We start from the raw sequence: 25423 nt of genomic DNA, 5'->3' as shown, positions 1-25423 counted from the left end.
TTAATTAACATTTTTAGGCAATAAAGTTTCCCATTCTGCATTACTTAGATAGTCTGCGCTATTCCAAATAAATTGGCGATAATCATTCTTGATAGCGTTTTCAAAATCTGCTCCCAAACCTAGCCCTTCTTGTTCTAATAAATCCTTAATAGCAGTCAAAGTGGTTTTTCCCGTATCCTCCATCTCTAACCCACGCAATTTAGGTACAATCTTTTGCACCACTTGTTCTTCAAAGGCAAATTTTAAAGCTAAATCGCGTTTCTTATCCTCGTTTTGGTAGTGCAAAACTAGAGGATGGGAGCGCATGTAAAATTCTATACCCTGCCACACCCGATGCCCAATTGCTCGCCCGGTCTTTGTTAACTCTTTATTGATCTGGCTTGCAAGCTTGTTATAGCGCTCCAAATCCCCTAAAAAGCGTTCTTTTTGCCATTTTTCCCAAATTTCTTTAGGGAGATATTTAAAAGTGTAGGGGTTTTTCTGATTTTCTTGTTGGAGTTTTAGCCCTTGTAGTTTTTTTGGTCTTGGGAAGTTTAAACAAAAAGCTCGATCTAAAACTTTATCTGAGAGTGCTTTTGTACTTTCATCTTCATTCATTGTTCCCACCCATAATAAATTATCCCCTAAAGGGCGTTCCCAAAAAATACCAGTACCCAGCTTGATTCCAATATTAACTACACCTGTGCCTGTGCGCTTTTGCTCTAACTTGCTTAAAAACTCCGCAAAATATTGCTCAATATGCGCCAAATTCATCTCATCAAGCAAAATTAAGTTCATTCCCTCTTGAAGACCAAAATCTTTATCCTCCGCATTGTTTGTTACAAAACGGCTACTATAAGTGGTCTGCACAAAAAAGCGCAAAATTTCTGTGGAGTCAAATTTATCCTCCACCATGTTGAAATACCCCATCATTGATTCTGGGCTGTCCCAAGTAGGCTGAACGGGCTGGGCTAAGAAGTTAAAGCCTCCAAAATGAGCGTAGAGTTTAGGTAATTCAGATTTACCCGTACCAGAGACTCCCAAGAGTACACTAAGAGGAGAGTAGGTGGCAGATTTTAAGGCGGTGTGGAAAGCATAAAGGAGGCGGGTAGAATAAATAATGCCTAAATTTGCAATCCCGGTTTGGATATGGGTTAGGTACTCTATTTCATTGGTAAGTTCTAGCCGTTCGTGGTTGAGATTTGGGTGGGTGTGTCTTTGAATTTGATCTAGTACGCTGTTAATGCGCCCCTCTGTTTGCTTAGCCGTGCTTTTATACTGAGAGAGCAAGTTCTGGATTTTTTCATCTCTTGCCAAAATTTCTTGGTTTAAAATATCCACTTCTCGCTTTAGTCTCTCTTTGTCCTCCTTTAAATGCCTCAGTTCACCCTCTGTACTCTCAAGATCCCCGGCTCTATCTCTAAGCGTCTTATTTTCTGCTTGGAGATATCTAAGAGTGTCGTTTTCTTCCTTTGTGAGGTTTTCATAAGCTAATTTAAGATCGTTATGTTCCTCTTGTTGCTTTTTTAAATCCTGCTCTAATCTTTTATTTTCTTTTTCTAAACTCTCTAGTTGTTTGTAGCGTTCCTCTTGTTTGCATTGGCGCAACTCATCTTTGAGTGTGTAAATTTCGCTTACTTCATCGTGCAAACGCTCATTACACTTCTTTTGTTCCTCAATTTGTCTTTGATATAATTCAATCTCTTCTCTTACCTCTTCTCTTGCCTCATCTTTCATTTTAGTTTCAAAGTTGTCTAGGGCTTGTTCCTTAGCCTGTACTTGTTGTTCTCTAAGATTGAGTTCTGATTCTTTTGTAAGGATTTGGGTTTGTTGCTCAGCAAGCGCATCTCCTTTAGCCTTTAATTCCTGCATGGCTTTATTGGTGTTCTCATTAAAGTTTTGTAAGATTTGATTGCACTGCGTTTTAAAATCCTGCATACCCTTTATACTTTGTTGTTCTAATTCTTTTTGCAATTCCTGCTCAATTTCCTCTTTGCGCTCGCTAGAATACTGCCTGAGTTCTAGTTCGATACTTGTTTTGCGTTCTGCCTTGTATCTTTCGCTCTCTTGTAAAAACTCTTTAAAGTCTTGGAACTTTTGGGTTTCTTCATGTAGTTTTTGTTCTTTCTTTGAAAAAACCTTTTTTTCTTCCTCTAGGGCATTTCTTTGGGCAAGTAGCTCTTGCCTAGCTTCTTCTATCTTTTCGTTAGCTTCTGCTATTTTTTGTTTAATCTCTGCTTCTGTCATGCCATTTCTCCAATTAAATTTTTAAGATAGTCTAAAGCTTCTTGTGCCAAATCTGTTAAATCCTCAGGGCTTAGACGGGCTAGGGCGGGATTAATCTCATTGCCATGCCCTCTATAATCTACAAGATTGTTGATAAGCCATATTTGCTCTTCTGTGGGTTTTGCATAGCTTAAAAATACTAAAAAATACGCCCCCAAACTTGCTAAACGGCCCGAAAAAGCCTTTGTTAAATAATCTTGCCTCACCTCTTTTAAAGCCTTGCATCCGGTAGGTAATTTAGCGGTGAGTGTGGCTTTAGAGCATTTTGTGGGGCTATTTTCTCCATTTAGTTTGCTAAAAACCCTTTCAAAAAGCATATAAAGGTTACCCACGACTTCTTTATGTGCTATACCTTGATAACTTTGCATGTCTACACTTAGGTAAAAATACACATTTATAAGTTCATTTTTAGCCTCCTTTTCTAAACGATCCCACAGCCGGCTAAATTGGTTGCGTGCTTCAATGGCGGCGTTTTGTTGGTGATATTCTGTCTCATGGGTCTCTGGTATATCTTCTTTTCTAAGGTTGTCTAAAAATACTTCCACTAGGGTATAAACTTGATCTCTCCACTCCATGATTTTGGCAGGATCTAAGGTTTTAAGGCGATCATCTTGCCCTGCTTTACCCCCATGGCTTGTTAGATTCCTGTATAAATTTAGTTCCCTAAGGCTATGGATAAAGTAAGGGTATTTGCTAGCTATCTTAACAAGTTTTTGATCCTGTTCTTGCAATAAATATTTTAAATGTAATTGGATATTTAACTCCTCTTTGCCAAGCCAAGAAAGCACCTCATCTCCCAACTCAAACCCCATTTTTTGGGCGTTTTGCTCCACTATTTCTATGCGGATATCTCCTTGTACTTTTGCAAAATCTTTTAATATGTTCTCACACAGACTAAATAAATCCGCACAGACTGTTTTTGGATTGTTTTTAAATTTACTTTCAATACTTTTAATCGTACTGTCGTATTTTGTGGGCTTTACAAAAGGGGTTTCTTGGATTTGTTGATGGGCTTTGATCTCTGTTTTAGATTGGTTGCGTAGCTCTTCTTGTAAATTATCAGGGGCATTCTCTTCAAAACTTTTATACAGCACATAAGAAGACCCCCCAAACCCATCACTCATGTTAAATTCTCCATTATTAAGCACACTAAGCTTGCAATGCAAATAAATAAATTCCCCATTTGAAACCTCCTTAGGTTCGCCATTTAAGCGTTCTTGTGGGTGGTATTCATTATGACGCTTAAGGGCTATTTTAAGCTGTTGGGGTGTTGGATTGCGTGGTTTTTCTTGAGGTTTGTCTAGTGGTTTTTCTTGAGGTTTGCATTTAATATAATAAGCCCTTACTTCCTTTTGTCCTGATTTAAAAAAGACTTGTTTATCTATGTAGCTAGGTAAAATTGTAGGTAAAATTGTTTGTGGCTCTGTAGCAAAGACTTTCTCTAAAACCTTTCCACTCAAAGAATCTTGTAAAAAATAGACAAGTTTAGTCTCCTCTATCTCTTTTGTCTCTTGCAAACCCGGGTTATTTTGGGTGATCTTTTCTAAGATTTTGGGCAATATTTCGCTTAAATCAAGCCCATTGCCCACTAAACCTAGCATTTTTGCCAATTTATCATTAGAGACTTTAGCCTCTTTTAATCTCAAGGCAGTACGCTCTATAAGGTTTAAAGCAAAGCTGTTGCTCTGCACCCTTAACCACACGGGATAAAGATAGCAGGGCATTAAAATGTCTTTTAAATTGTTGTCTTTTAAATCTGCTGGGCTACTTAGAATTTTCATAAATCTTGCCCTCCTGTTTGCACAATTCTATAAAAGCATAGATTCCGGGGGCTTGCTCTTTGGTTTGGGGTTTGTCAAAGAATTTAAAATCCCCCACCACAACCAACGCCTTTTTTTGGCGGCTCATCGCCACACAAAGGCGGTGTGGGTCCTTAAGAAACTCGCTAAAGTAAGAGCGCACCATAGAGAGAATTACAATGTCAAATTCCATGCCCTGAAAAGCATCAATTGTACCTATACGCAACTTCCCACAACTCTCTAAAGTGTTTAAATTTTCTAACTTTTTAAACTCTTCGCACAAAACTTTCTTTTGTTCCTTATAAAAGGTGATGATCCCATAACTTAGATCGGGGGCTTGTTGGTAAAACTCCTTATATAGCTCTAAAATGCGCTTTGCCTCTGTTTTACACATCCATGATGTCCCCACTTTTTCTTCCCGTCCAGACACATCTACCCAAGCGCAAGGTTTACCCTCTATAAGGGGGTGTTTAAAATGGATGGCATCTAGGGGGGATTTATAGCCCTCTTTATAGGGCTCATAAAACACTGCACTTACCAACTGCGCTAAACTTGGGTGGGTTCTATATTGCTGATCTAAAGTAACTTGGCGCTCTTTGCCATCAATAGCTTCTAACTCTTTTGCCCTCTCCTTTAATTTGCCAAAAATGCTATTTTTAATTTGATCTTCTATCTCTGCTCTTACCTCCTCATCTTTTCCACCTTTAATTTTGTCTAAGATTTTATCCTCAATGATGGGGGGTAACTGGCGGTGATCGCCTACTAAGATGATGCGTTTTCTAGCGCGCACCATCACTAAGAGCAAATCTAAAGGGAGAATCCTAGCTGCCTCATCTATAATCACCGTATCAAAGTAACGCCGATCCTCTTTATCGTTAAAAGCTCGTTTGGCTTTTGCATTAAGGGCTTTCTCCACTTGTCCGGTGGTACTGGCAAAGACAAAACCATAATCGGCGAGGAAAGAGCGCATATTTATATCAGGTTTAAGGTTTTGGACATACTCTAAAAGGATTTGGCTGATTTTATCAGTAGTGGTGAAATTTTTAAGTTTATCCAAAAGGGTGTTAGCAAAATCTATCACATCTTCATTGCACTTTGCCCTAGAAAAATGCGGCTTGGGGGCGCATTGCTCAAGCAAGCGTTGGCGCAATGCTTGGAGTTTTTTAAAATCCGGTTGTGTGGCTTGTAAAAGTTCTTTTTCTTCCTTGTTTAATGCCTCTTTAAAGGGGCTGAGCAAAAACTCTTGGTGGCGCACCAAACCATCATCATTAAAACTTTCTTGCAAAGTGCGTATAGCATAAATGGGGGCTAGTTGGCAAATATCATAGGGTTTAGGGCTAAATTGTGTTTTTAAACCCTCCCATTTATCTTGTAATTTTGCATCTTTTGCATCATCAAGCACAAAGCGGTACTCCTGCCCCACCCACTCTAAGAAAGCTAAAGCGGTCAAGGGGGCTTGCTTGTACTGATTTAAAGCCTTTTCTAGTTTATAGATCAATTCTTTTTGGCTAAAGTCTTGGATTTGAGATTTAGCGTTGTTAGCAATCTTTTCTAAAAATTCTTGTAGGGCATGATCACCCCCATCATCTTCGCCTTGTTTCTCCCCAAATTTCTGGGTGGGTAAGCCCCCTATATTGATACGCCCCTGGACATTTTCTGTAGCATCATGTCCATGCGCACACACTAAAACCAATCCTTTTAAATCCTGTGTAGATGCTTGCTCATAAAGCCGCTCACAAATGGCATTGATCACTGTGGTTTTGCCCGTACCAGGAGGTCCTTGAATAATAGCGATGTCTGGAGTATTAAGCGCGATTTTAATGGCTTTTTCTTGGGTTTTTGTTGGGGGGTTTTTAAAGATTTTGTCTTTGACTTTTTGGCTTAGAGCTAAAATAGGTTGGGCATGCATGGACTCTAAAAGGTTTTTTAAATCCCCTTGACTTGTTTCATTTTTACTCTCAATGTCTAAAACTAAAAAAAGATTGGGGTTAGCACTTTTACCCTCTTGGGCTTTTTTTAAGGCTTTATATTGGCGGTTAAATTGGGATTTATCACCTTGATAATCCACAGATAAAAACCGCCCCCTAAGTTGTTCTAATCCTTGATTTGTTTGCACCTCAACTTTTCCAGGCTCTATATATTTGATCTCTAATTGTGCGTTTTTGTTGCCTGTAGTGTTTTGATCTTGTGATCTTTTATCCTCCTTTGTCATAAACTCTAAAACCGCTTGTTTATCCTCTAAGTTTATCTTTTGAAGTTCCTCCAACTCTTTAGGGATTTTCTCACACAAGCACAACAAATCTCCCTCTTTTAAGTGTTGCGTGTTCTCTAGGGTAATCTTTACTTTTCCAGCTCCTGTGTGTTCTACTTGTTTGATCTCTTGGTAGTGAAAAGAGCGTACTTTTTCTAAAACATCATGACAAGCAGCAACCAAATAATCTTCCCATACCCTTAAATAATTGCCGGTATCTTGATTGGCTAAAAGTTGTTTGTAAATCACCTGTATAGTGCGGTCTTTAAATTCTAAAGTCCCTTGTACTAAGATTAAGCGATCGTCTCGCACTTCCTCTACGCGTTCTACATCTTGCGCCCATGCCTTTTCTTCCTCTTTAATGCCTAAAACAAGATCATTGGCATATAAAAGATAAGAAGTTTCCTCTTTTTCCTTCTCTTTTTCTGAGTCTTTAGGCTTTTTTGAAGGTCTCTTAATATCCTCAAGAATCTTTGGGGAACTGATGATAAAATAGGATTCTTTATTGATCTCTAAAGTGCAAATCTTTTTGAGCGGTTCTTTGCTGGGTTTGTACATTTTAAGTTTTGCATTAAAAGAATCGTTAATAGCGATCTCTCTATCCCCATATTTGAGTGGTGAGCTAAAAAAGATCACATCTAAAATCAAGATTTGGGGTTCTTTGGGGTTTTTGGGCTTATAGATGTTTTTAATACGCGCTAAGCTCACGGAGCGACGCTCGGCAAGACTTCTTATCTCTCTTTCTTGTCCTTCATGGCGGAATTTAACCTTAATCCACTTATCTTGGGCATGTAAATTCGCCTCACCCTCTTTTAATTCTAAAAATCCCAAAATAGGGTGGTATTGGCTATTTTTAGGGGGGTCTAAATGCTCTTTAATGTTACAATCCAATACCTCTATATCTTCTAAACATGTAGCTGTTTGGATATTTTTAAGTTCTAACATTTACCCTCCTCAATCCATAGACGCACACTAAAATTTTTACATTGGATTTCTAAACCTTGTTGCAAATCTGTAGATTCTAGATATTTTTTAGGATCGTCTAACTTTTTCTTATTGATAAAAATCCCCTCGTAGTGCTCAAATTCTAAGGCTGTAGGGCGCACATAAAGAAAGGGGGCTTGGAAGTCTAAAACCATGCCCTTAAATAACAATGTAGGCAAAGAGAGGCAAAAATCCTTTTCTTTGATCGTTGCGCTAAAGCGCGCATATAAGCCATCTAAAAAATAACTTTCAGCACACAACCTTTTAGGTTTAGGTGCATCACAATAGGGGCAAAGCTCTAGGCTATCCTTGTAGTGCATGCCACATGTTAAACACTCTAAACAGATAAGAGCATCGCCCTCTAAAGCCCTAGCAAAGAGGATTAAACTTGATCTTTTGCTTAAATCCTTGCTCGCTTCAAACAACACGTAAAAAAGCTCTTTGGTCTTATCATCTAAAATATTGTCTAAAGAAAAATAGATGTTAGCAGCGTTGCGTTTGTCTTTTTGACTCTCAATAAAAGGGCGGGTGTGGGGTTCTCCCTCCATGTCGTCCATAGCTCCATCTTTAAATGGGTGCAAGGTGGTGAGCAACCAATAAGCCACAATCCCAAAAGAATAAATATCACTCTCAATGCTATTTCTTTGCCCTTCAAACAACTCGGGGGCTTGATAATCAGGGGTGCCAATACAAATAGATTCACCCATGTAACAGACATTGTCTGCATCAATGAGGCAAATAGGAGGGTTTTCTAAATCTTTATTCCCAAAAAAGACATTAGCACAGGAAAGATCGCAATAGATCAACCCCCTAGCGTGTAATCTAAATAGTACACTGGCTAACTTTGCCAAAAGTTTTAATCTAAAACGCGCCCCATTTGTGCGGATATAGTGGGCAAAGAGGCGTTGTAAATCCTCATTATCTTTACACAACTTAGCCCAAAAAGGGGGGATTTTCAGACTCTTATCTTTTTTGAGTGCACTAGGACCTTTAAATAAAACTTGTAAGGGCTCTAGCCCCTCTAAAAAAGGCATCACATAACCCGCTTTATCCTTGAGCGTGGCTTGGGGAAGGATCAGAGTAATATCTCTAGGGATAGGCTTATAAATCAAGGCATCTACTTTTTGTAAAAATTCTTCTATGGCGTTTTCATCGGTAATTTCTTCTCCATTATTGATAGCAATTTTTACCACCCCATCCCCCTCTAAAGTTTTATACACCCGCCCTTGTCCGCCTGCTGCTAGAGCTTCTTTCTCTAAATTGTGTAAATTCCCAAAAATATCTTGTACTTGCATTTCACTCCTTAAAAAGGGCGATCAAAGTCTTATCATCGCTAGATTTCAAATTTACATTTTTTAAGGATTGAACAAAGATTTCTTGAGGGCTTTTATCGCGTTTGCAAGCCTTTAAAAAATCCCTTGCAAAGTCAAGTTCTTTAGATTCTTGCAAAATCTCGCCCACCCCGTCTGTATAAATGAGAATACCCTGTATGTCCTTAGTGTTGTAGGTGTGCCAAGAAATGGGGGTATCTTGATTAAAGGGCATAGTTTTGTGTGCGGGTCCCTCCTTTACTTCTCTTAAAATCTCCTCCCTTGCTCCACAAATCACGATCTCACCATCTCCTACCTTGCCTAAATAAATTTTAGACTCTGTAAGGATAGCAATCTGCAGGGTGCTTAAACAATCCTCTAGTTTTAAGGGGTGTAAGCGGCATGCCCAAAGTGTGGCTAAAAGAGGGGCAAAAAATTTTAAATTATGGCGCTCACAATCAAAGACTTTTAATACCTCTAACACACTTTCACACAGCGTAAAACTACCCTTTTGAGAATGTAGCTTGCTCCCAAGTCCATCACACACCACAGCTACTAATTGTCCTTTATAGCGCTTGATAGTGTAAGCATCTTGGTTGTGCGCCTTTCTTGGACCCTTAATAGATGCGCCAAAAGCTCTAAAGCCCCACTTACGCACAAGCCCCACCTAAAACAAATACCAAAGCGTTTAAGATTTCCTCAGGCTCAAAATAAGCTTGGCTGATTTTTTTTAGCTGTGTACGATTTGCATCTACCCCTACCCCAACTGCTGTGCACACGCTAATCTCCTCTTTAAACAGACCATCGCTAAGCAAAATCCCCGCCTTAAAAGCCCCCCTAGCTTCTTTTAAGGGTAGTACCTTAAAATCCACCCCCAAAGATTTACAAGCTTGTTTTAAAGTGCGAGCTAAATGCAAAACCCCCGCTTTTTTACCCAGCTCTAGCATAGACCCTGAAGTGTCTATGATAAGAGTGATCACGCCAATTCCTTAAAAAAAGTGAAAGACACAAGTTGCCCCTCTTCTGTGCTCATAAAGACTGCATTAGCCCCTTGAATTGCTTGCGTTGTTGGAATATCAATCTGGAACAAACTTGCTGCTGCACTGGATCGCAAATTAAAGCCCACACGCAAATAAAAATATGTATCAAAAAAATTTTTAAATGTGGGATCGGCTGTTTTGAGATTCCCTATTAAAATTATGTGGATATTGCTTTTACACCCTCGCTCTACAAGGTTTTCAAGGTCTTTAAAGCTACTTGATGTGTCTTTGTCGGTTGAGTAACTTTGTGGGGGATGCCATTTTTTTAGTTTTTGAAAATTGTCTAAAATCACCAATGTTTTTTCTAAACCCGTTAGAGAGGGGACTTGATTTTCTATGCATGTATAGCCACAAGCCTTAGCATTTTCTTTTAAGCAAGTAATCAATGCTTGTTGCTTCTTGAAATTATTGCCACATAAAAGCAAGTTTTGCCCCTTTTGTGGTCTAAATTCCACCACAAAATCATCTCTCTTAAAGTTTTCTATTTTGCCCAAAACAAGACGCAAGCCCTCGCCCCCTAAGCGACTCTCTTTTATGCTAGGCAAAATGTAACCATCAAAGATTTTTGTTTTTGTTTTGGGGTATTTTTGCCCCAAGTCTTGCAATATTTTTTTAATACTTTCTCTTTTAGCTAAGGGAATTTTACCCTCTATGCTCTCTGCTTGACCGGCAAAGAAGTTAAAGAAACCATAGGGCTTGCCTTTAAATGGCAATTTATGTCTGTCGCCTAAAAAGATTTTAGAATCCTCCGCGCTCATTGCTAAAACCAAGCGGTTACCTATTTGACCCAGCAATTGCCCCTTACTATCCATTTTCACACCGCTTAGGGTTTGGGTGCTTAAAACTAGATGGATACCAAAACTGCGTCCTTTCCGGATAATATCCCCTAAATAAGCTTCCACCATGTCTTTTTCCTTGCCATTAAAAAGGGTTTGGAATTCATCAATCACAAGAATAATGCGTGGCAAAGTTTTACCTGCTTGTCGGTAGGTGATGTAATCTGTTGCGTCCACCTCTTTAAAGAGTTTAGCGCGTCTTTCTTTTTCCTCTAAGATGTGTTGTAAGACATTAACCCCATAAGACACACTACTATTCACAGCAATCAAGCAAGCTTGGGGCAAGGGAGGATTGGTATAAAGATTAAATTCCACCCCGTCTTTGTAGTCTAACAAATACAAGGATAGCTCCTCGGGTGGGTAATAAAAACACAGCGTAGCGATGAGGACATTTAATAAATTGCTCTTACCACTCCCACTACGCCCGCCTATAAGAGTGTGTGGCTCACTCCCAGCAAAACCTACTTCAAAGCGGATTTCATTTTCCTTACAATCCCATGCTAGGGGCACACTCACCCCCTCAGCTGCACTTTTCTTTAAAAACTCCTCTTGGTTTAACAACTCTTCTAAAACAGCTTTAATAGTGCTTGTGTTTTTGTAGGCGTGGTTAATTTCCTCTAAGAAAACATTTAATTGCTTAGAATCAGGGTCTGGTTCCAAAGCAAATTTTAGTTTTAAATCTGTAGGGTTTAGATCAAAATTTCCAATAGTTTGGGCACATTCTTTTAAAAGGGTTGTAAAATCTATCCACTTTTCAGGCACTTTAGAAGACTCTTTATCTTTAAGTTCTTCAAGCCAAATAAAAATATTGATCCCAGCTAAACTTCCAAAGCGCACCAAACGACTCAAATACAAAAAGCTGTTGTCGTTAAAAAATTGGAGGTTTAGCCCATGGATGACTAAAACACGCAAGGGGAGTTGTTTTGGATGTTTTGCGTTATAATCGCGCCAACTTGCCACCCCACAAAGTTGCCTTTGTAAGAGATTTTCCATGTAATCTGCCAGTAAGCGCAAAGCCTCCTCAATCTCATTTGTATAGGTTAAAATGCGTTGTTTGTAAATAAAGTCGTTGTCTAAAATGGGGCGCAAGAAATTAAAGGTGATCCCTAGAGTTTTAGGATCAATCAGCGTAAGTTCAAGCTTATTAAGCGGGCTTAGTTGCAACACACGCAATAGAAAATGTTTAACATAGGAAAACAAGGCTGGGTTTGTAGTGTAAAGGGCTTGTTTTAGAGGGATTTCTTGTAAATGCAAATAATGGGGGTCTTTTTTTTCAAAGTTAGCGTGTAGTTCATTTTCTTCAATCACTAGGCGTGAGGTGATCACATGGCTTGGGAATTTTGGGGATTTTTGTAGGGCAATTTTAGTTTCAAATTTGGGCTGTTTGCTGCGAATCTGCTCTACTAAATCCCCTAATTCTTTAATACAAGCTTCATAGTGCTTTTCTTGCTCTTTTTTTTGATAGCTTTGATCTTTAGCCTTTCTATAGGCTTGTAAATGCTTATCTAATTGTTGTAAAAGTTGGTTGTAATGGGTATAATCAATATCAGTCGGCATAGGCAATAGCTCTGGCAATCTCTAGTAGGGCTTGGGCTTTTTTACACGCCTCTAAAGCCATTTCTTGAGCGTCAGCAAGTTGGTTTAATTGCGTTGCAATGGGGTCTAAAAAATCCTCATTGATGCGTTGCCCGAGTGCATCATTCATATTCTCTAATAAAGCCCTTTGTTCTGCCCCAAAACTCCCCACTAAATCGCTATACTCTTGCATCGCTAACCCCAAAATCTTCTAAACATTGCTTAAACCATTCTTGAAAAGAATCTGCAATTTTAACCCGATCCTCAAACTCCACCCTAAAAACTTCATTCTTTTCATTAAGAGTTACAATACAATTTAAATAATCATCAAAATAAATCACAATTTCATCATCTAGTAGGGGGTAGTCTTGTTTGTAAAGTTTTGTGGCCGCCTCATAAGAGGGGAGGTTTTCTATGTCCCCATTTTCAAGCTTGCCAAAAATCTCTAACCCCTCAAGATCAAAATGCCCATATTTTTCTAAGTATTCTTCAAATTCTTTAGGGAGTTTCACGCCTCATCCTTTGCTCTCTCTTTGTAATATTCCCTGCGCCATTGACTCCATGCCTTACGGTCAATCTCGCTAGATTTTTTATCATCGTGTAAATCCTTGTAACAACCCCTATGTTCGCTACTGGTAAGCTCAATGATGATTCCATCGTCTTCTTGGTGCAAATGGTGCAACTCTAAAACCTTCCTATCTTTAGCAATGGGGGCGTTTCCCCTTTGCATGCGTTCTACATTGGTATGCCCCGCCCCATCTTTAAAATTAGGGTCAAAAACATGGCTTCTTTGCGCCACAATTTTGCCCCGCACCACCGTAATACGCGACTCTTGTAAAAATTTCTTCTCTACAGAGTTGTAGTGGTTGAGATTTAGGCCACATTTATTAAGCGATGCATAATCCATAGAAAGATTCAAACGGCTAGCAGGAACTTCTACACCCCTTAAAGAGGCGTTTTCATAAGCGCATACAATTTCTTGTACTTTGGCTAAAGTGGCACACGCCATTTGGGCAAAGATGGCAATTTTATTCTGACAAGCATGTCCTATGTAACTTAACTCAGTGTGTAGTTGGCTAAGGATTTGCACAGCTTGCATGACTAACTCTAACCTTCTTTGCATATTGGTACAATTATGGCTAGCACGCTCTAAACTATCCTCAGCTACGCGTAAATTTGCCTCACAAGAGGCGACATCATCCTCTAAGCTTGCCACATCATCCTCTTCTGGATTACATGTAGCAAGGGCATTGTTTGCTGCTATTAAAGCAGATTTACACTCTTGTACAATTTGTACCCGTCTTTGCTCCTCTTCTCGCGCTTGCTCTAATAATCCACTAGTGTGTATTTGCTCTTGCGTGGCATCTAGCATAGCAAGGTTGATAAAACTAAGTATAGAATTTAGCGCTTCAGCACTTTGGTTAGCGGTATCATAAATTGCCCCAGCACTCCTACTTAAAGCACCAAGATCATTGATCTGAATATGCATTAAAGGTTCCCGTAAGGCTCTAAAATACTAATGACATGTTGCAAATACCTAATTTGCTCCTCTGCCTCTTCCTTAAAACTCCCCAAAATACCTAAAAGTTCTTGAAAACTGCTTTCAAATTGATCTTTTTTACTATCCTTCCAAGTTTCGCCTAGGGCGTTAAAAGCCCCTTGTAGGCTTGCGCTTGCTTCATGTTGAGCCTGAATGAAACTCTGAATTGCTCCGATAAAAACTTGAAGTTCCTCGGGGGTAATTGCTATTACTGGCATGAACACTCCTTATTTAAATTTTGAAATTATTAGGATCATCTAGTCCACTAAGACCGCCCTGATTATTCGTACTACCCCCGCTGCGATCGTCTTTGATGGTTATCTTACGCCCTTGTGTAACGCTTGCTGTGATGGCTTTAAAACAATTAATAAGGCTTTGAACATCATTGGCATAATACACCTGATTAGGCGATCCGCTAAAATCGTGGATAGCTTGGGGTTCTTTACCTTTATCACCGATAAACACGCTATAGCGCACACTCTTAGAACTGCGATTTTTTTTATTGTTGATAAAATCATACAAGGGGTCTTTCCAATTGTCCTTAGGCTCGCCATCAGAAACCATGACAACATAGGGGGTATAAAACTTATCCGGGAAAGTGTCTTTATCCTGTATGTAGTCTCTTGTAAGTTTTAAAGCCGCGCCTAGCGGAGTTCTACCGCCCGTGCCAAGGGGGCTAAATTGGACGCTTTCAATCTTGCTAAGGCGGGTGTGTAATTTCACTCCACCAGCTCCAAAAGTGATCACTGCTAATTTAGAAACATTCTCCCGCTTCGCCTCCTCTTTGAGTAAATCAATCATCGTCTGCACACAAGTGTTGAGGCATTCAATGCGGGTTTGTCCTCCCTTCATACCTGTACCCATAGAAGTTGAAGTGTCTAAGAGTAGAAAAATAGGGATAAATCTCTCTTCAACGACATAATTATTAGGGTTAAACGCCATAAAATCTCCTTTTAAAAAAAATGATGCCAGTAGCATCGTACTCTTTCTCAACAGAATACAACTTAGATCAAACTCTAAGTAGCAGTTATGTTACCCCCCCCCCCCCTTAAGAGTCAATAAAAGTCAAGAACTTAATTATGATAGAACCCTAAACTACTCCCCTACAAATTAAAGATAGCAAGATTATAAAAAAGCCAAAGCTAAGAAACTAAGCCATGCAGAACACTCAGAGAGAAAAAAGCTTTATCTAAGAATATAAGCAGGGAGGAATTTGTACAATACCCGCTTACTTAAAAATTGCCACTAATGACCCCGCATTATCCCCAATGGGCGTATTTCAAATCCCAAAATAATGTTGCTAAATATTTAGATACAACAAACCTTAATAATAAACTCTTGGCAAACGCTTAGTTAGCATGGTGATGGCCTCATAATTGATAATGCCTAAAATTTTGGCTATATCCCCTGCCCCCATCGCACCACTTTTAGAATCACCTAGCAATATAACAGTATCGCCCTCTTTTGCTTTAATAGCGCCTAGATCAACAAAACACTGATCCATACACACCCCGCCAATAATGGGAATTTTCTTTCCATGCAATAATCCCCAAGCCTTATTGCCTAAAACTTTAGAAAAACCATCGCCATAACCTAGTGGTAAAACCCCTACCCTAGTGGGCTCTAAACAATAAAAATCCTCCCCATAGCCTACTAATCTACCCGCAGGGATTTCTTTTAAGCTCACAATTTGGGCTTTAAGAGTGAGGACATTTTTAAGCTCAAAGCCTTTTTTTAAAAGGGCATCTTGGGTATAAATAGAGGGGTGTAGCCCATAAAGGGCTAGCCCGACTCTGGCCATATCTAAACCATAATTAGGCATAGAAATAGTAGCCGCGCTGTTTGCCATGTGGCGGTATTTAAAAGAAAGCCCTAGCTGATCTAATAAATCTAAAAACTGCATAAACCTCTCTGCTTGCACAGTGGCATAACCCTTATAAAGCGAATCAGCATTGCTATGGTGGGTAAATATCCCTTCTACTTCTAACCCCTTTAATTGGGCGATTTTAGCAATAATATTTGCGCTTTGTTCTGTGGGGAAAAAACCTAAACGACTCATACCGGTATCTACTTTGATATGCACCTTGAGTTTTTGTTTTAAAGATAGTGCCACTTGTGAAAAATAACAAGCCTGTTCATAGGAAAAAAGGGTTTGGGTGATGTGGTTTTTAATTAGTCCTTCTGCCATGTGAGTAGGCGTAAAACCTAAGATTAAAATAGGGATAGAGGCAAAATGTAAACGCACTTCTAAAGCTTCTTCATAAGTGGCTACCCCTAAATAAGTAGCCCCCTGCTCTATAAATACGCGGCTAGCCTCCAGTGCACCCACACCATAAGCATTAGCCTTAACAACTGCCATGATCGCCATGCCCTCTGCTACCTTTGATATTACTTTAAAATTATGGGCTAGGGCTTTGGTGTCAATTTCAATATAGCTAGCGCGAGAGAGGGGCGGATTTATGGACATGGAGTGTTTTTTGTTCTGTATTAAAATACGATTTAGTTTCTGCTACCACAACTTTATAAAGCAAGAGTAGGGCAATTAAATTAGGAATGGCCATTAAGGCATTGGCAATATCTGAGAAATTCCAGACAAATTCAAGTTTGGTTACAGAACCTACAAAGATTCCTACTAAGTACAAAATGCGGTAGTAAAAAATACAAGAGCCACCAAAGGTAAATTCTATACTGCGCTCTCCATAGTAAGCCCAGCCCACAATAGTAGAATAAGCAAAAAAGATAATAGAAGCAAAGACAACCCAACCCGCCTGTGGATAAAAATAACGCACACTTTCATAGGTGAGTAAGCTTGCATCGTGAAATTCTTTATACACCGGAGCCATTAACACTAATAAAGCCGTAGAAGTACAAACCATCATAGTGATAATAAGAGGCTGAAGCATGGTAATTAAGGCTTGTTTAACCGGATGTGCGCTTTTAGAAGCAGCCGCTACAATGGCTGCACTACCCATACCTGCCTCATTAGAAAAAAGCCCTTTACTCACCCCAATTTCAATCATGCTTAATAAAGCCACACCCCCAGCTGTTCCGCTAATGGCTTCTTTAGGGTGGAAGGCATGGGCACAAATGAGTTTAATAGCCTCAAAGGCATCGCTTAAGTGAGTGATGACAATATAAAAGGTGGTGAGTACATATAAAAGCACCATAAAGGGAGCAAAATAATCGCTAAACTTGCTAATAGATTTAATTCCTCCCATTAAAATAAACCCGGTAATACCAGCTACAATTAAACCAGATAACCAAGTAGGGATTAAAGCGCGGTGGAGCAAGATTGAGGAAACAGCATTAGCCTGAGTCATGCTCCCAATTCCAAAAGAGGCAATTAAAGTAAAGAGGGCAAAAACAAAGGCAAGCTTGGGCATGTTCAAGCCATTTTTAATATAATACATAGGGCCGCCTTTGTAGCCATATTTACCCACTTCTCTATACTTTAAAGAAAGCACGCCTTCAGCATATTTAGTCGCCATGCCTACAATGCCTGTTACCCACATCCAAAAAATGCTCCCAGGTCCTCCGGAGATAATTGCAACAGATACCCCAATAATGCTCCCAATACCTACAGTGGCGCCAATAGAGAGCATGAGAGCAGAAAACTGGGTAATATCACCGCCAGAATGTTTATCCCTAGTGCAAAGAACTTTAAGGGCGTGGTAGGTTTTAGAAAATTGTAAACCCCTTAATACAAGGGTATAAAATAGACCCGTACCCACTAATAAAACGAGTAGGGGTGGTCCCCATACCCACTCTTTGATAGTATTCAAGAGGGCGTTTAGATAGCCCATGGCTCTCCTTTAACAAGTGCAAACTACTCTCTAAAAAAAGCAGAAAAGAGCATGGTATCTGCATTTTTTTCATTGCTTCCATCCACGCTTAAGTTGGCAATAACACGGCCAATAGCCGGTCCAAAAGTCATTCCAAGCCAGCCTAGCCCGGTAGCATGGATTAGATTTTTATAGGTTTTATCAAAGCCTAAATAAGGAATATCATTAGGTGTTAGAGGCCTAAATCCGCTCCACTCTACCGGTTCAATCATCTCAAAGGGTTTTGTAAAGGTGGTGAAATTCTTTTTCATGTTGGCAATTTGAGAGGCGGTGATATGCGGATCTGTTGTGTTGAGTTCTAATTTAGAAGTGATACGCACTGTGTTTCTTCTAGGTGTCATGGCTAAGAAAATGTCAGCAAATAATGAGGAAGTTTTGGGTTTAAGGCTTTCTTCCATTTTAAAGGTAATGCTATAGCCCTTAGCCCCCATCATTAAAAAGTCATTTTGGGTTTTTTTAATTAGTTGGGGATTTGCGCCAGTGGCTAAAACGATAGTATCGGCCTCTATCCGATTTAAATGCGTGATAATACCACTGATCTTAGAGCCGCTAAACTCAAAGTCTAGTACTTCCTCATTGTAGTAAAATTCCACACCCGCGTTTTTAAGGTAGTTATGTAGACTCTCCATAACCTCTCTAGCATCAATATGGGCATTTTCTTTAAGTAATACGCTCCCACAAATGCTTTCTTCTTTAGCAACGGGCATGTATTCTAAAGTCTCTCTTGGGTTAAAAATAGCGTAGGTTTGGCTATCGTAGTGATCTTGGCATAGCTTAACTTTTTTATCAAAGTTTTCTTGTAGGGTGTAGATCATGAGTAGACCATCTTCTTTATACCAAAAATCCATGCCATCATTGAGCATTTCATGGTAAATATCAACACTCATCCAGCCATAGCGCTCAAAAAGAGCCATAGTGCGTTTAGCAGATTTAGGATTAGCACTCCTAATAAACTTACACAACCAGCGGTATAACAAAGGGTTGATCCCCCAATGGATATTTAAAGGGGCTTGTTTTTTTAGCATGAGCTTGATTGTGTCTAACACCACACCCGGGTTAGAAAGGGGGGCCTTTTTAAAAGCCGAAATGAGTCCGGCATTGCCAAAGGAAGTTCCATTACTCCCATCACCTTTATCAATCACACTCACTTTACGGCCTAATTTATGCAAAGAATAGGCACAACTTAAACCAACGATGCCTCCGCCAATCACAACGGCATCTTTTTGCATGCACTCTCCTATTTTTGGGCAATAGCTTCAATTTCAACCAAACCGTCTTTAGGTAGTTTGGCAACTTGGTAAGTAGCGCGGGCAGGATAGGGTTCTTGAAAATAACTCCCATAAACACTATTCACAGCTACAAAATCCTCTAAATTTTTCAGTAGAATTGTGGTTTTTACAATAGATCGCATTTCTAGATTAGCCGCTTTAAGAATAGCTTTAATATTTTCCATAGCTTGCTTAGTTTGTGCTTCTATATCATTGCCTGCAAATTCTCCATTGGCATTTAACCCTAGTTGTCCAGAGACAAAGACTAAATCTTTAGTTTCTATTGCCTGTGAATAGGGCCCAATGGCCTTAGGGGCGTGATTTGAGTGTATTGCTTTCATGTTGATCCTTTAAAAATAAAAAGCCCCATTTTGCCCCATTCAAGCTGTATTTAAGCTGATATTTTATTTGATCTGCACATGCACGGGTTTAGCTAGGTTATCTGTGATCTTAGCAATCTCTGCGTCTGCTTGCTCTTTAGTGCTATAAGGGCCGATGAGGTAGCGTTTTTGCCCATTGACATCTTGTACTTGATGGGGATATTTTTTAATGGCTTCTAAAAATTTAGGGTTAGGTGTTTTACTAAATACCCCCACTTGCAAGTAAAAACCTTTAGGCAATGTAGGTTTATCTAAGTGTGGTGGCGGTGTTGTCTTTGCTTGCTCTTTATGGGGGGCTTGATGGGGGGCTTGGGTTGTAGATGTGTGGTGGGTTGCTGTGGCTGTTTTTTCTGCTACATGGTGCTTGTGGGGTGTTTCTTTATGGGTAGTGGCTTGGTTATGCGCTGTTTTTGGGTGTTCTTTTTTTACAACTTGGTGGTGATTTGTAGCATGGCTTTTCTCATGCCCTGTTTTTTGGATTTGAGTTTTTGCATGCGTGTTATTCTCTTTAGCATGGTTTTGCTGGTGGGAGTTATTCACACCTGTAGGCGGGACTGGCATGGGTGTAGGTTTTTGCAATGGCGGGGTTGGAGGGGGTGTTGGCTCAGAGGCGGGTTTATCAAGCGGGCTTGCGGGTAAAGTTGCAAGCTTACTCTCATCTTGTGGACTAGGTTTTTGCTTGGCTTGGATATCTTTTACAATTTGATCAAACTTATCTTCCTCAGGTTTTTTAGCCGTAGGTTCTAAATTGAGGCTTTCAAAATTATTAGCATTATGATCGGCCTCATGGGTATTGCCCACTTTTTGCATGCCCTTATCCGGAGGCAATAGCGCGCTTTTAGCCGGCTCACGCGTACTTTTATAAAACACCACCAAAACCACCACTAGCACGATTAAAGCAATGGCTACAATCAATAAGATTTTCTTAAGCCCAGAGCCCTTTTCTTCTTCTACTAGATCGTTGAGTCGTTTATTTAGCTCTTTATTAAGTTCATTATTGTCCATCATTGTTCCTTTATAAAATCTCAAACTTATAAGTGCTTAGCCCAGCTAGCCCCCCGCTCTTTAGCAAATACTTCATAGGGTAAAACCAAAATATTAAACGAAGGGGGGAGTTCGTTATTAGGAAATACCCGCCACTCATTGGGCAAGCCTTGTGCAAGTTTCATAGAAAGGGTACGCGCCAAACGACACCCCTCACTTAAAGCCGTATGCCCCTTATGCACATAGAGGTGCAAATGCCCGGGAGTTTTGCTTTCATAGGCGGTAAAATTGATAAAACCCTCTTCTCTTAAAAGTAGCTGGGCTTTATGATAAAAACGCTCCGGATTATAGCCATTGTAATCAAAGACGATATTTTCAATCTTATCGCCTTGTAAAATCAAGGCATGGGCAAGGGTGATCTCTTTTCTCCAATGTTTTTGAATCAACATAGAAGTTAAGGGGGCATCTACTTTTTCAAACTTATCATAATAACAACGCCCCATGTATTCTATCTTAGCCCCTAAACCGGACTTTAAAACATAATAAAACCCTGTTTGGAGTTTGATAAGTTTTAATTGCATTTCTGTCATCATTTAATCCTTTAAAAAATGCGAGCATGGTAAAGAGGGTAGTTTTGCGTAAACGCCACTATTTGCTCATAAATTGCTTTTAACTTCTTTGTATCCTCTATATTTTCTAGCACATCTGCAATTTGTCCACCAATAAAACTAAATTCTGCCTCTTTCATGCCTCTACTGCTTAGCGCTGCTGATCCTAGACGAATCCCACTTGTAACAAATGGGCTTCTTTTCTCTGCTGGTACTGTATTTTTATTCACAATAATCCCTGCTTTGCCTAAAGCCTCTTGTGCTTCTTTGCCGCTAAATTGATCAAAGCGCATCACCAATAAATGATTATCACTCCCCCCACTAACTAGATTAAAACCTCTTTCTAAAAACACCTTAACAAGCACCGCTAAATTGCGCTTAATCTGAATTGCATAAGTTTTCCACTCTGGTTTAAGATTTTCTAAAAAGCCCACCGCCTTAGCTGCAATCACATGCATTAAAGGCCCCCCTTGTAAACCCGGGAAAAGCGCGCGATCAATTTTAGTTGCAATTTGCTCATCATTGCTTAAAATAAGTCCACCCCTAGGGCCTCTAAGCGTTTTATGTGTGGTGCTACTGACTACATGGCAATAAGGAAACGGGTTAGGGTGTTCAGAAGCCACCACTAGCCCGGCAATGTGGGCTATATCGCCCATTAAAAGCGCACCCACCTCATCAGCGATTTCTCTAAAGCGTTTAAAATCAATCTCCCTAGGGTAGGCAGAATACCCGCATACAATGAGTTTAGGGCGCACAATTTTAGCAATGCGCAAAACCTCCTCATAATCAATCCACCCTTCTGTATTCACCCCATAATGAAAACCTTGAAAATGCTGTCCGGTGATATTGACTTTAGAGGCATGGCTTAAATGCCCCCCGCTATTTAGTTCCATGCTTAAAATTTTATCATAGGGTTTTAATAGGGCGTGATAAATTGCCATGTTAGCTTGGCTACCTGAATGGGCTTGCACATTAGCAAAGGCACAATTAAAGAGCTTCTTAGCCCGATTTATCGCTAAAGTCTCAATGGCATCAACGACTTCACAGCCTCCATAGTAGCGCTTAAAAGGATACCCCTCAGCGTATTTATTAGTTAGCACACTCCCCATAGCCTCCATCACACTCTCAAAGGTGTAATTTTCACTAGCAATCATCTCTAAATGCGCACTTTGACGCGTCAATTCTGCTTGCAACAAATCAAAGATTTCTGGATCGCTTTGTTCTAAATAAAATGTTTTAGGCATGTCCATCCTTTTCAGGTTTCATAGCCGGAAATAAGATCACATCTTTAATCGTTTTAGAATTGGTTAATAACATCACTAGACGATCAATACCAATGCCCTCACCTGCTGTAGGGGGCATGCCTAATCCAAGTGCCCAAACATAATCTGTATCCATTAACTGCGCCTCTTCATCTCCACTTTCTTTAGCCTTTACCTGTTCTTCAAAACGCTGGTATTGATCTAGCGGATCATTAAGTTCGCTAAAACCATTGGCAATTTCTTTACCCGCAATGAAAAGCTCAAAACGATCGGCAATGGCTGGATTAATATCATTACGGCGCGCTAGAGGGCTAATTTCAATCGGGTATTCTGTAATAAAGGTAGGATTAATTAGTTTAGACTCAACGCATAAATCAAAAGCCTGCGCTAAAAGTTTGCCATGTGTGATCAACCCCTCTAAATGCGCCCCTTGTTCTTCTAAAAATGCTAAAAGTTTAGAGCTATCTTCTAAAAGAGTCGCTTCTAATCCCCCTATCTCTATTAAAGCCTGTTTAAAACTAAGCACTCTAAACACACTAAAATCAATCTCTTGATCTTGATAGGGGATTTTTAAGGGCAAGTTTAAAGCCTGCAATAATTTATGAAAAAGTTCTTGTGTGAGGGTGATTAAATCCTCATAAGTTTTATAAGCCCAATAAAACTCTAGCATGGTAAATTCCGGGTTATGGGAGTGATCCATGCCCTCGTTTCTAAAATTACGGTTGATTTCAAAAACCGCTTCAAATCCGCCCACTACCAAGCGTTTTAAATACAATTCAGGGGCAATTCTTAAATAACGCTCTACCTCCAAAGAATTATGATAGGTGATAAAGGGGCGCGCATTAGCCCCCCCGGCAATAGGGTGCATCATGGGCGTTTCTACTTCTAAAAACCCTTTTTCTTCAAAAAAGCGGCGGATAGTGGCCACAACCATGCTACGGGTTTTAAAAACCTCTTTAACTGCAGGATTAACAATTAAGTCTAAATAGCGTTGGCGGTAGCGTAGTTCAATATCACTAAGGCCATGGAATTTTTCAGGCAAAGGTACAATGGATTTAGTAAGAATTTTATAAGAAGTGGCATGTAAACTTAATTCCCCCGTTTTAGTTACAAAAGGATAGCCCACAACATTAAGAATATCACCCACTTCTACACACTTTTTAAATAAATCAAAAGCCTCTTTACCTAGATCATTTTGTGAGAGATAAACCTGTAATAACGCGCTTTGATCTTCAATCTTGATAAAGCAGGCCTTACCCATTAAGCGGATAAAACGCAAACGCCCCACTAAAGCACAAATACCAGAAAGGTCTTTAGACTCTGCTTGATTTTGCAAAGTTTCAAAGCGCTTTAAAAATGTGGCATTATCTAAAGTGCGCTCTACTTGGTTATCATAGGGGTTTTTAGACACAGCACGCAATAAATCTACTTTTTGTATGCGTTGTTTAATGTAGGCATTATCAAACATGGTGGTTTCTATCAATGGGATTTTTGCGGGTTTGCACCCTCTTGTGTAGTTTCTAAATTGTTTTTAACCTTTGTAGGGTCTAAACTCTCAAGTAAATTTTCTTTTTTGGCTCTTTTAGCCTTTTGCTCAATCATTTCACCAATCTCTTGTACTTCTTTAAGCTGGAGTACATGAGAGGCAATGGCATGCATATAGGGATAAATTTGGCTATGGGCGTGTAAATAAACATCTAAGCTTTTCATGAAAGAGAGGCGCGAAATGGTGTAGAGTAAAAAGGCTAGGATTAAAAATATCTTAGTACAGCCAAATAAAAACCCTAAAATGCGATCTATAATGCCTAAATTACTCAGGATAATAGCCTTACTCACAATCACTCCTATTACTAAAAAAGCAATCCACACACAGGCAAGCACCAACACAAAACCCACCAAGCTAGACATAGAGGGGTCATTAAAAGCATATACATGCGAGGAAAACAAAGAGCCTACCCTTTCTGCCCACCTAGATGCTAAATAAACCCCTAAAACAATCCCTAATAAGCCAGAGACTTCATCAATAAAGCCATTATAAAACCCGCGGAGCCCAACTACTACAATAAGCACCGCCAAAGCAATGTCGATATAATAACCCATCAACACCTATTCTTTATAAAATTCAAGTGGCTATGTTTTTAAGTCTAAGTATTTTACAATGCAAAGCTTAAATCAGCAAAAGAACAAGAGGATTATTTGCTATCTTTGAATGTCAAACGCTATTTTTTTAAAGAGCTTAGCCAGCCCTTAGTTTTGGCTCTTTTATTTTTATCTCCGCCTTATTTAGGTTGTTTGATCGCCCCCCACCCTAAATTTTTACTAGGATTAGAAACTTTTTTAGCCCCCTTAAGCATGCTAGCATGTTTACTAGTTAAAGCCAGACAGCGCGTTTTTTTTGGGTTTTGTGTGGGTTTAGGGTTGTTTTATTGGTGTGCTTTGAGTTTTCGCTACAATGACTACCCCTTTTTCATGCCCCTTATCATTATTCTAATCGCCCTTTGTTATGCCGGGGTTTTCTACCTTGTACTTTATCTACAATCTTTACTTTACCGCGTTATTACGCTATGGCTTACTAGTTATATCCACCCTTTTGGATTTGATTGGCTAGTTCCAGATGCCTTTTTTGCCTATTCTCTTTTTAAAGTGGATAAAGTACACTTTCTCATGATTTTAATCGCTCTAACTCTTTATCTCTATAAAAATCCCCTAGTTAAACCCCTTTACATGAAATTTTTAGCTAGTTTGATTTTATTATTCTGCTTAGAATATCCTCATACCTCCGCGCCTATTAAGGGTATTAAGCCTATTAGAACCCATGTTGATCAAGAAAACAAATGGCAACACCCCATCTTTGAAAGCCACATTAATAATAATTTAGAACAAATCCAACAAGCCATTAAAGAACACCAAAAAATGGTGATCTTACCCGAAACAGCCTTTCCTATCGCGCTTAATCAAAGTAGCTTACTCCCTATTTTAATCCATTTAGGACGACAAATTACAATTATCACCGGTGCCCTCTATAAAGAAAACCACACAATTTATAATTCCACCTATATTTTCCATGACAACACCTATAACTATGCCCACAAAGTGATCTTAGCCCCCTTTGGAGAAAGCATGCCCTTTCCCCAATTTATCGCTAATTATTTGGATCGCTTTTTCTTTGGGAGTGAGGTTTTTAACTTAGGCAGTGCCCCTAATTTTACAGATTTTAATTTAAATGGCTTTGCCTTTAGACCCTTAGTTTGTTATGAGGGGACTTCTCAAAGGGCTTATATGAATAGCCCCCCTCATTTGATTGTAGTGAGTAATAATGCTTGGTTTGTGCCTAGTATTGAGCCTTTCTTACAAAGAATGTTACTTAAATACTACGCACGGCGTTTTTCTAAAACCATTATCCATAGTGTGAATAAATCCCCAGCCTATATTCTCTCCCTCACTTTGCTAGGCGATCAAAATTTTTAAAAAGGAAGGCT

22 protein-coding genes are annotated in these 25423 nt (G+C 39.5%); 1 reads left to right on the top strand and 21 read right to left on the bottom strand.

The window, feature by feature from the left end; genetic code table 11:
• The 21 genes from G6Q00_RS03335 to G6Q00_RS03235 form a co-directional block, all read right to left on the bottom strand.
• The gene (locus tag G6Q00_RS03335; protein ID WP_240330957.1) at nucleotides 1–2226 is read right to left on the bottom strand and encodes a restriction endonuclease; all 2226 of its coding nucleotides are present in this window, start codon (nucleotides 2224–2226) and stop codon (nucleotides 1–3) included.
• Entirely contained in the window at nucleotides 2223–4046 is a 1824-nt protein-coding gene (locus G6Q00_RS03330; protein ID WP_163532000.1) for a hypothetical protein, read from the bottom strand. Before G6Q00_RS03330 ends, G6Q00_RS03335 begins: the two co-directional genes overlap by 4 nt.
• The gene (locus tag G6Q00_RS03325) at nucleotides 4030–7260 is read right to left on the bottom strand and encodes a DEAD/DEAH box helicase (RefSeq protein ID WP_163531999.1); all 3231 of its coding nucleotides are present in this window, start codon (nucleotides 7258–7260) and stop codon (nucleotides 4030–4032) included. Before G6Q00_RS03325 ends, G6Q00_RS03330 begins: the two co-directional genes overlap by 17 nt.
• The gene (locus tag G6Q00_RS03320; protein WP_163531998.1) at nucleotides 7254–8594 is read right to left on the bottom strand and encodes a protein kinase domain-containing protein; all 1341 of its coding nucleotides are present in this window, start codon (nucleotides 8592–8594) and stop codon (nucleotides 7254–7256) included. Before G6Q00_RS03320 ends, G6Q00_RS03325 begins: the two co-directional genes overlap by 7 nt.
• A 1-nt stretch (nucleotide 8595) precedes the next feature.
• Nucleotides 8596–9267, bottom strand: coding sequence for a protein phosphatase 2C domain-containing protein (locus G6Q00_RS03315; RefSeq protein WP_163531997.1), 672 nt, complete (start codon nucleotides 9265–9267; stop codon nucleotides 8596–8598).
• Complete coding sequence (locus tag G6Q00_RS03310; RefSeq protein WP_163531996.1) at nucleotides 9260–9589, bottom strand: hypothetical protein; 330 nt, start codon at nucleotides 9587–9589, stop codon at nucleotides 9260–9262. The genes G6Q00_RS03315 and G6Q00_RS03310 overlap by 8 nt, the downstream gene beginning before the upstream one ends.
• Entirely contained in the window at nucleotides 9586–12042 is a 2457-nt protein-coding gene (locus G6Q00_RS03305) for an FtsK/SpoIIIE domain-containing protein (protein WP_163531995.1), read from the bottom strand. The genes G6Q00_RS03310 and G6Q00_RS03305 overlap by 4 nt, the downstream gene beginning before the upstream one ends.
• The gene (locus G6Q00_RS03300) at nucleotides 12032–12253 is read right to left on the bottom strand and encodes a hypothetical protein (RefSeq protein ID WP_163499046.1); all 222 of its coding nucleotides are present in this window, start codon (nucleotides 12251–12253) and stop codon (nucleotides 12032–12034) included. The genes G6Q00_RS03305 and G6Q00_RS03300 overlap by 11 nt, the downstream gene beginning before the upstream one ends.
• Complete coding sequence (locus G6Q00_RS03295) at nucleotides 12240–12572, bottom strand: SMI1/KNR4 family protein (protein ID WP_163531994.1); 333 nt, start codon at nucleotides 12570–12572, stop codon at nucleotides 12240–12242. The genes G6Q00_RS03300 and G6Q00_RS03295 overlap by 14 nt, the downstream gene beginning before the upstream one ends.
• The gene (locus tag G6Q00_RS08525) at nucleotides 12569–13549 is read right to left on the bottom strand and encodes an HNH/ENDO VII family nuclease (RefSeq protein ID WP_240330956.1); all 981 of its coding nucleotides are present in this window, start codon (nucleotides 13547–13549) and stop codon (nucleotides 12569–12571) included. Before G6Q00_RS08525 ends, G6Q00_RS03295 begins: the two co-directional genes overlap by 4 nt.
• Nucleotides 13549–13818 carry a WXG100 family type VII secretion target gene (locus tag G6Q00_RS03285; protein WP_163531993.1) on the bottom strand — a complete coding sequence of 90 codons (270 nt, stop codon included), beginning with the start codon at nucleotides 13816–13818 and terminating at the stop codon, nucleotides 13549–13551. The genes G6Q00_RS08525 and G6Q00_RS03285 overlap by 1 nt, the downstream gene beginning before the upstream one ends.
• 13 nt (nucleotides 13819–13831) lie before the next feature.
• Entirely contained in the window at nucleotides 13832–14542 is a 711-nt protein-coding gene (locus G6Q00_RS03280) for a vWA domain-containing protein (protein ID WP_163531992.1), read from the bottom strand.
• A 382-nt stretch (nucleotides 14543–14924) separates the two neighbouring features.
• On the bottom strand, nucleotides 14925–16067 hold the full coding sequence (gene alr, locus G6Q00_RS03275) for an alanine racemase (protein WP_205426476.1): 1143 nt from the start codon (nucleotides 16065–16067) through the stop codon (nucleotides 14925–14927).
• Nucleotides 16036–17403, bottom strand: coding sequence for an alanine/glycine:cation symporter family protein (locus tag G6Q00_RS03270; protein ID WP_163531991.1), 1368 nt, complete (start codon nucleotides 17401–17403; stop codon nucleotides 16036–16038). The genes alr and G6Q00_RS03270 overlap by 32 nt, the downstream gene beginning before the upstream one ends.
• Nucleotides 17404–17426: 23 nt before the next feature.
• Nucleotides 17427–18671 (bottom strand): NAD(P)/FAD-dependent oxidoreductase, encoded by a 1245-nt coding sequence (locus G6Q00_RS03265; protein ID WP_163531990.1) that lies wholly within the window; start codon nucleotides 18669–18671, stop codon nucleotides 17427–17429.
• A gap of 8 nt (nucleotides 18672–18679) precedes the next feature.
• On the bottom strand, nucleotides 18680–19051 hold the full coding sequence (locus G6Q00_RS03260; RefSeq protein ID WP_163531989.1) for a RidA family protein: 372 nt from the start codon (nucleotides 19049–19051) through the stop codon (nucleotides 18680–18682).
• Between the two features lie 63 nt (nucleotides 19052–19114).
• Nucleotides 19115–20095 carry an SPOR domain-containing protein gene (locus tag G6Q00_RS03255; RefSeq protein ID WP_240330955.1) on the bottom strand — a complete coding sequence of 327 codons (981 nt, stop codon included), beginning with the start codon at nucleotides 20093–20095 and terminating at the stop codon, nucleotides 19115–19117.
• A gap of 26 nt (nucleotides 20096–20121) precedes the next feature.
• Nucleotides 20122–20664, bottom strand: a complete 543-nt coding sequence (locus G6Q00_RS03250) for a DUF1882 domain-containing protein (protein ID WP_163499040.1) — start codon at nucleotides 20662–20664, stop codon at nucleotides 20122–20124.
• Nucleotides 20665–20675: 11 nt separating this feature from the next.
• Nucleotides 20676–21926, bottom strand: a complete 1251-nt coding sequence (locus G6Q00_RS03245) for a serine hydroxymethyltransferase (RefSeq protein WP_163531988.1) — start codon at nucleotides 21924–21926, stop codon at nucleotides 20676–20678.
• Nucleotides 21919–23412 carry a lysine--tRNA ligase gene (lysS, locus tag G6Q00_RS03240; protein WP_205426475.1) on the bottom strand — a complete coding sequence of 498 codons (1494 nt, stop codon included), beginning with the start codon at nucleotides 23410–23412 and terminating at the stop codon, nucleotides 21919–21921. Before lysS ends, G6Q00_RS03245 begins: the two co-directional genes overlap by 8 nt.
• An 11-nt stretch (nucleotides 23413–23423) precedes the next feature.
• On the bottom strand, nucleotides 23424–24044 hold the full coding sequence (locus G6Q00_RS03235; protein WP_163531987.1) for a CvpA family protein: 621 nt from the start codon (nucleotides 24042–24044) through the stop codon (nucleotides 23424–23426).
• Nucleotides 24045–24140: 96 nt separating this feature from the next.
• On the opposite strand from G6Q00_RS03235, the gene lnt reads away from it, so the two are divergent.
• Nucleotides 24141–25412: an apolipoprotein N-acyltransferase gene (lnt, locus tag G6Q00_RS03230; protein ID WP_163531986.1), complete on the top strand. Its 1272-nt coding sequence runs from the start codon at nucleotides 24141–24143 to the stop codon at nucleotides 25410–25412.
• Nucleotides 25413–25423: the final 11 nt, after the last annotated feature.

It is taken from the genome of Helicobacter suis (assembly GCF_902196125.1).
In the GTDB taxonomy this organism is placed as follows: Bacteria; Campylobacterota; Campylobacteria; order Campylobacterales; family Helicobacteraceae; genus Helicobacter; species Helicobacter suis_B.
Note: the sequence above shows the minus strand (reverse complement) of the source record. Positions and strands in the feature narration are given on the sequence as shown.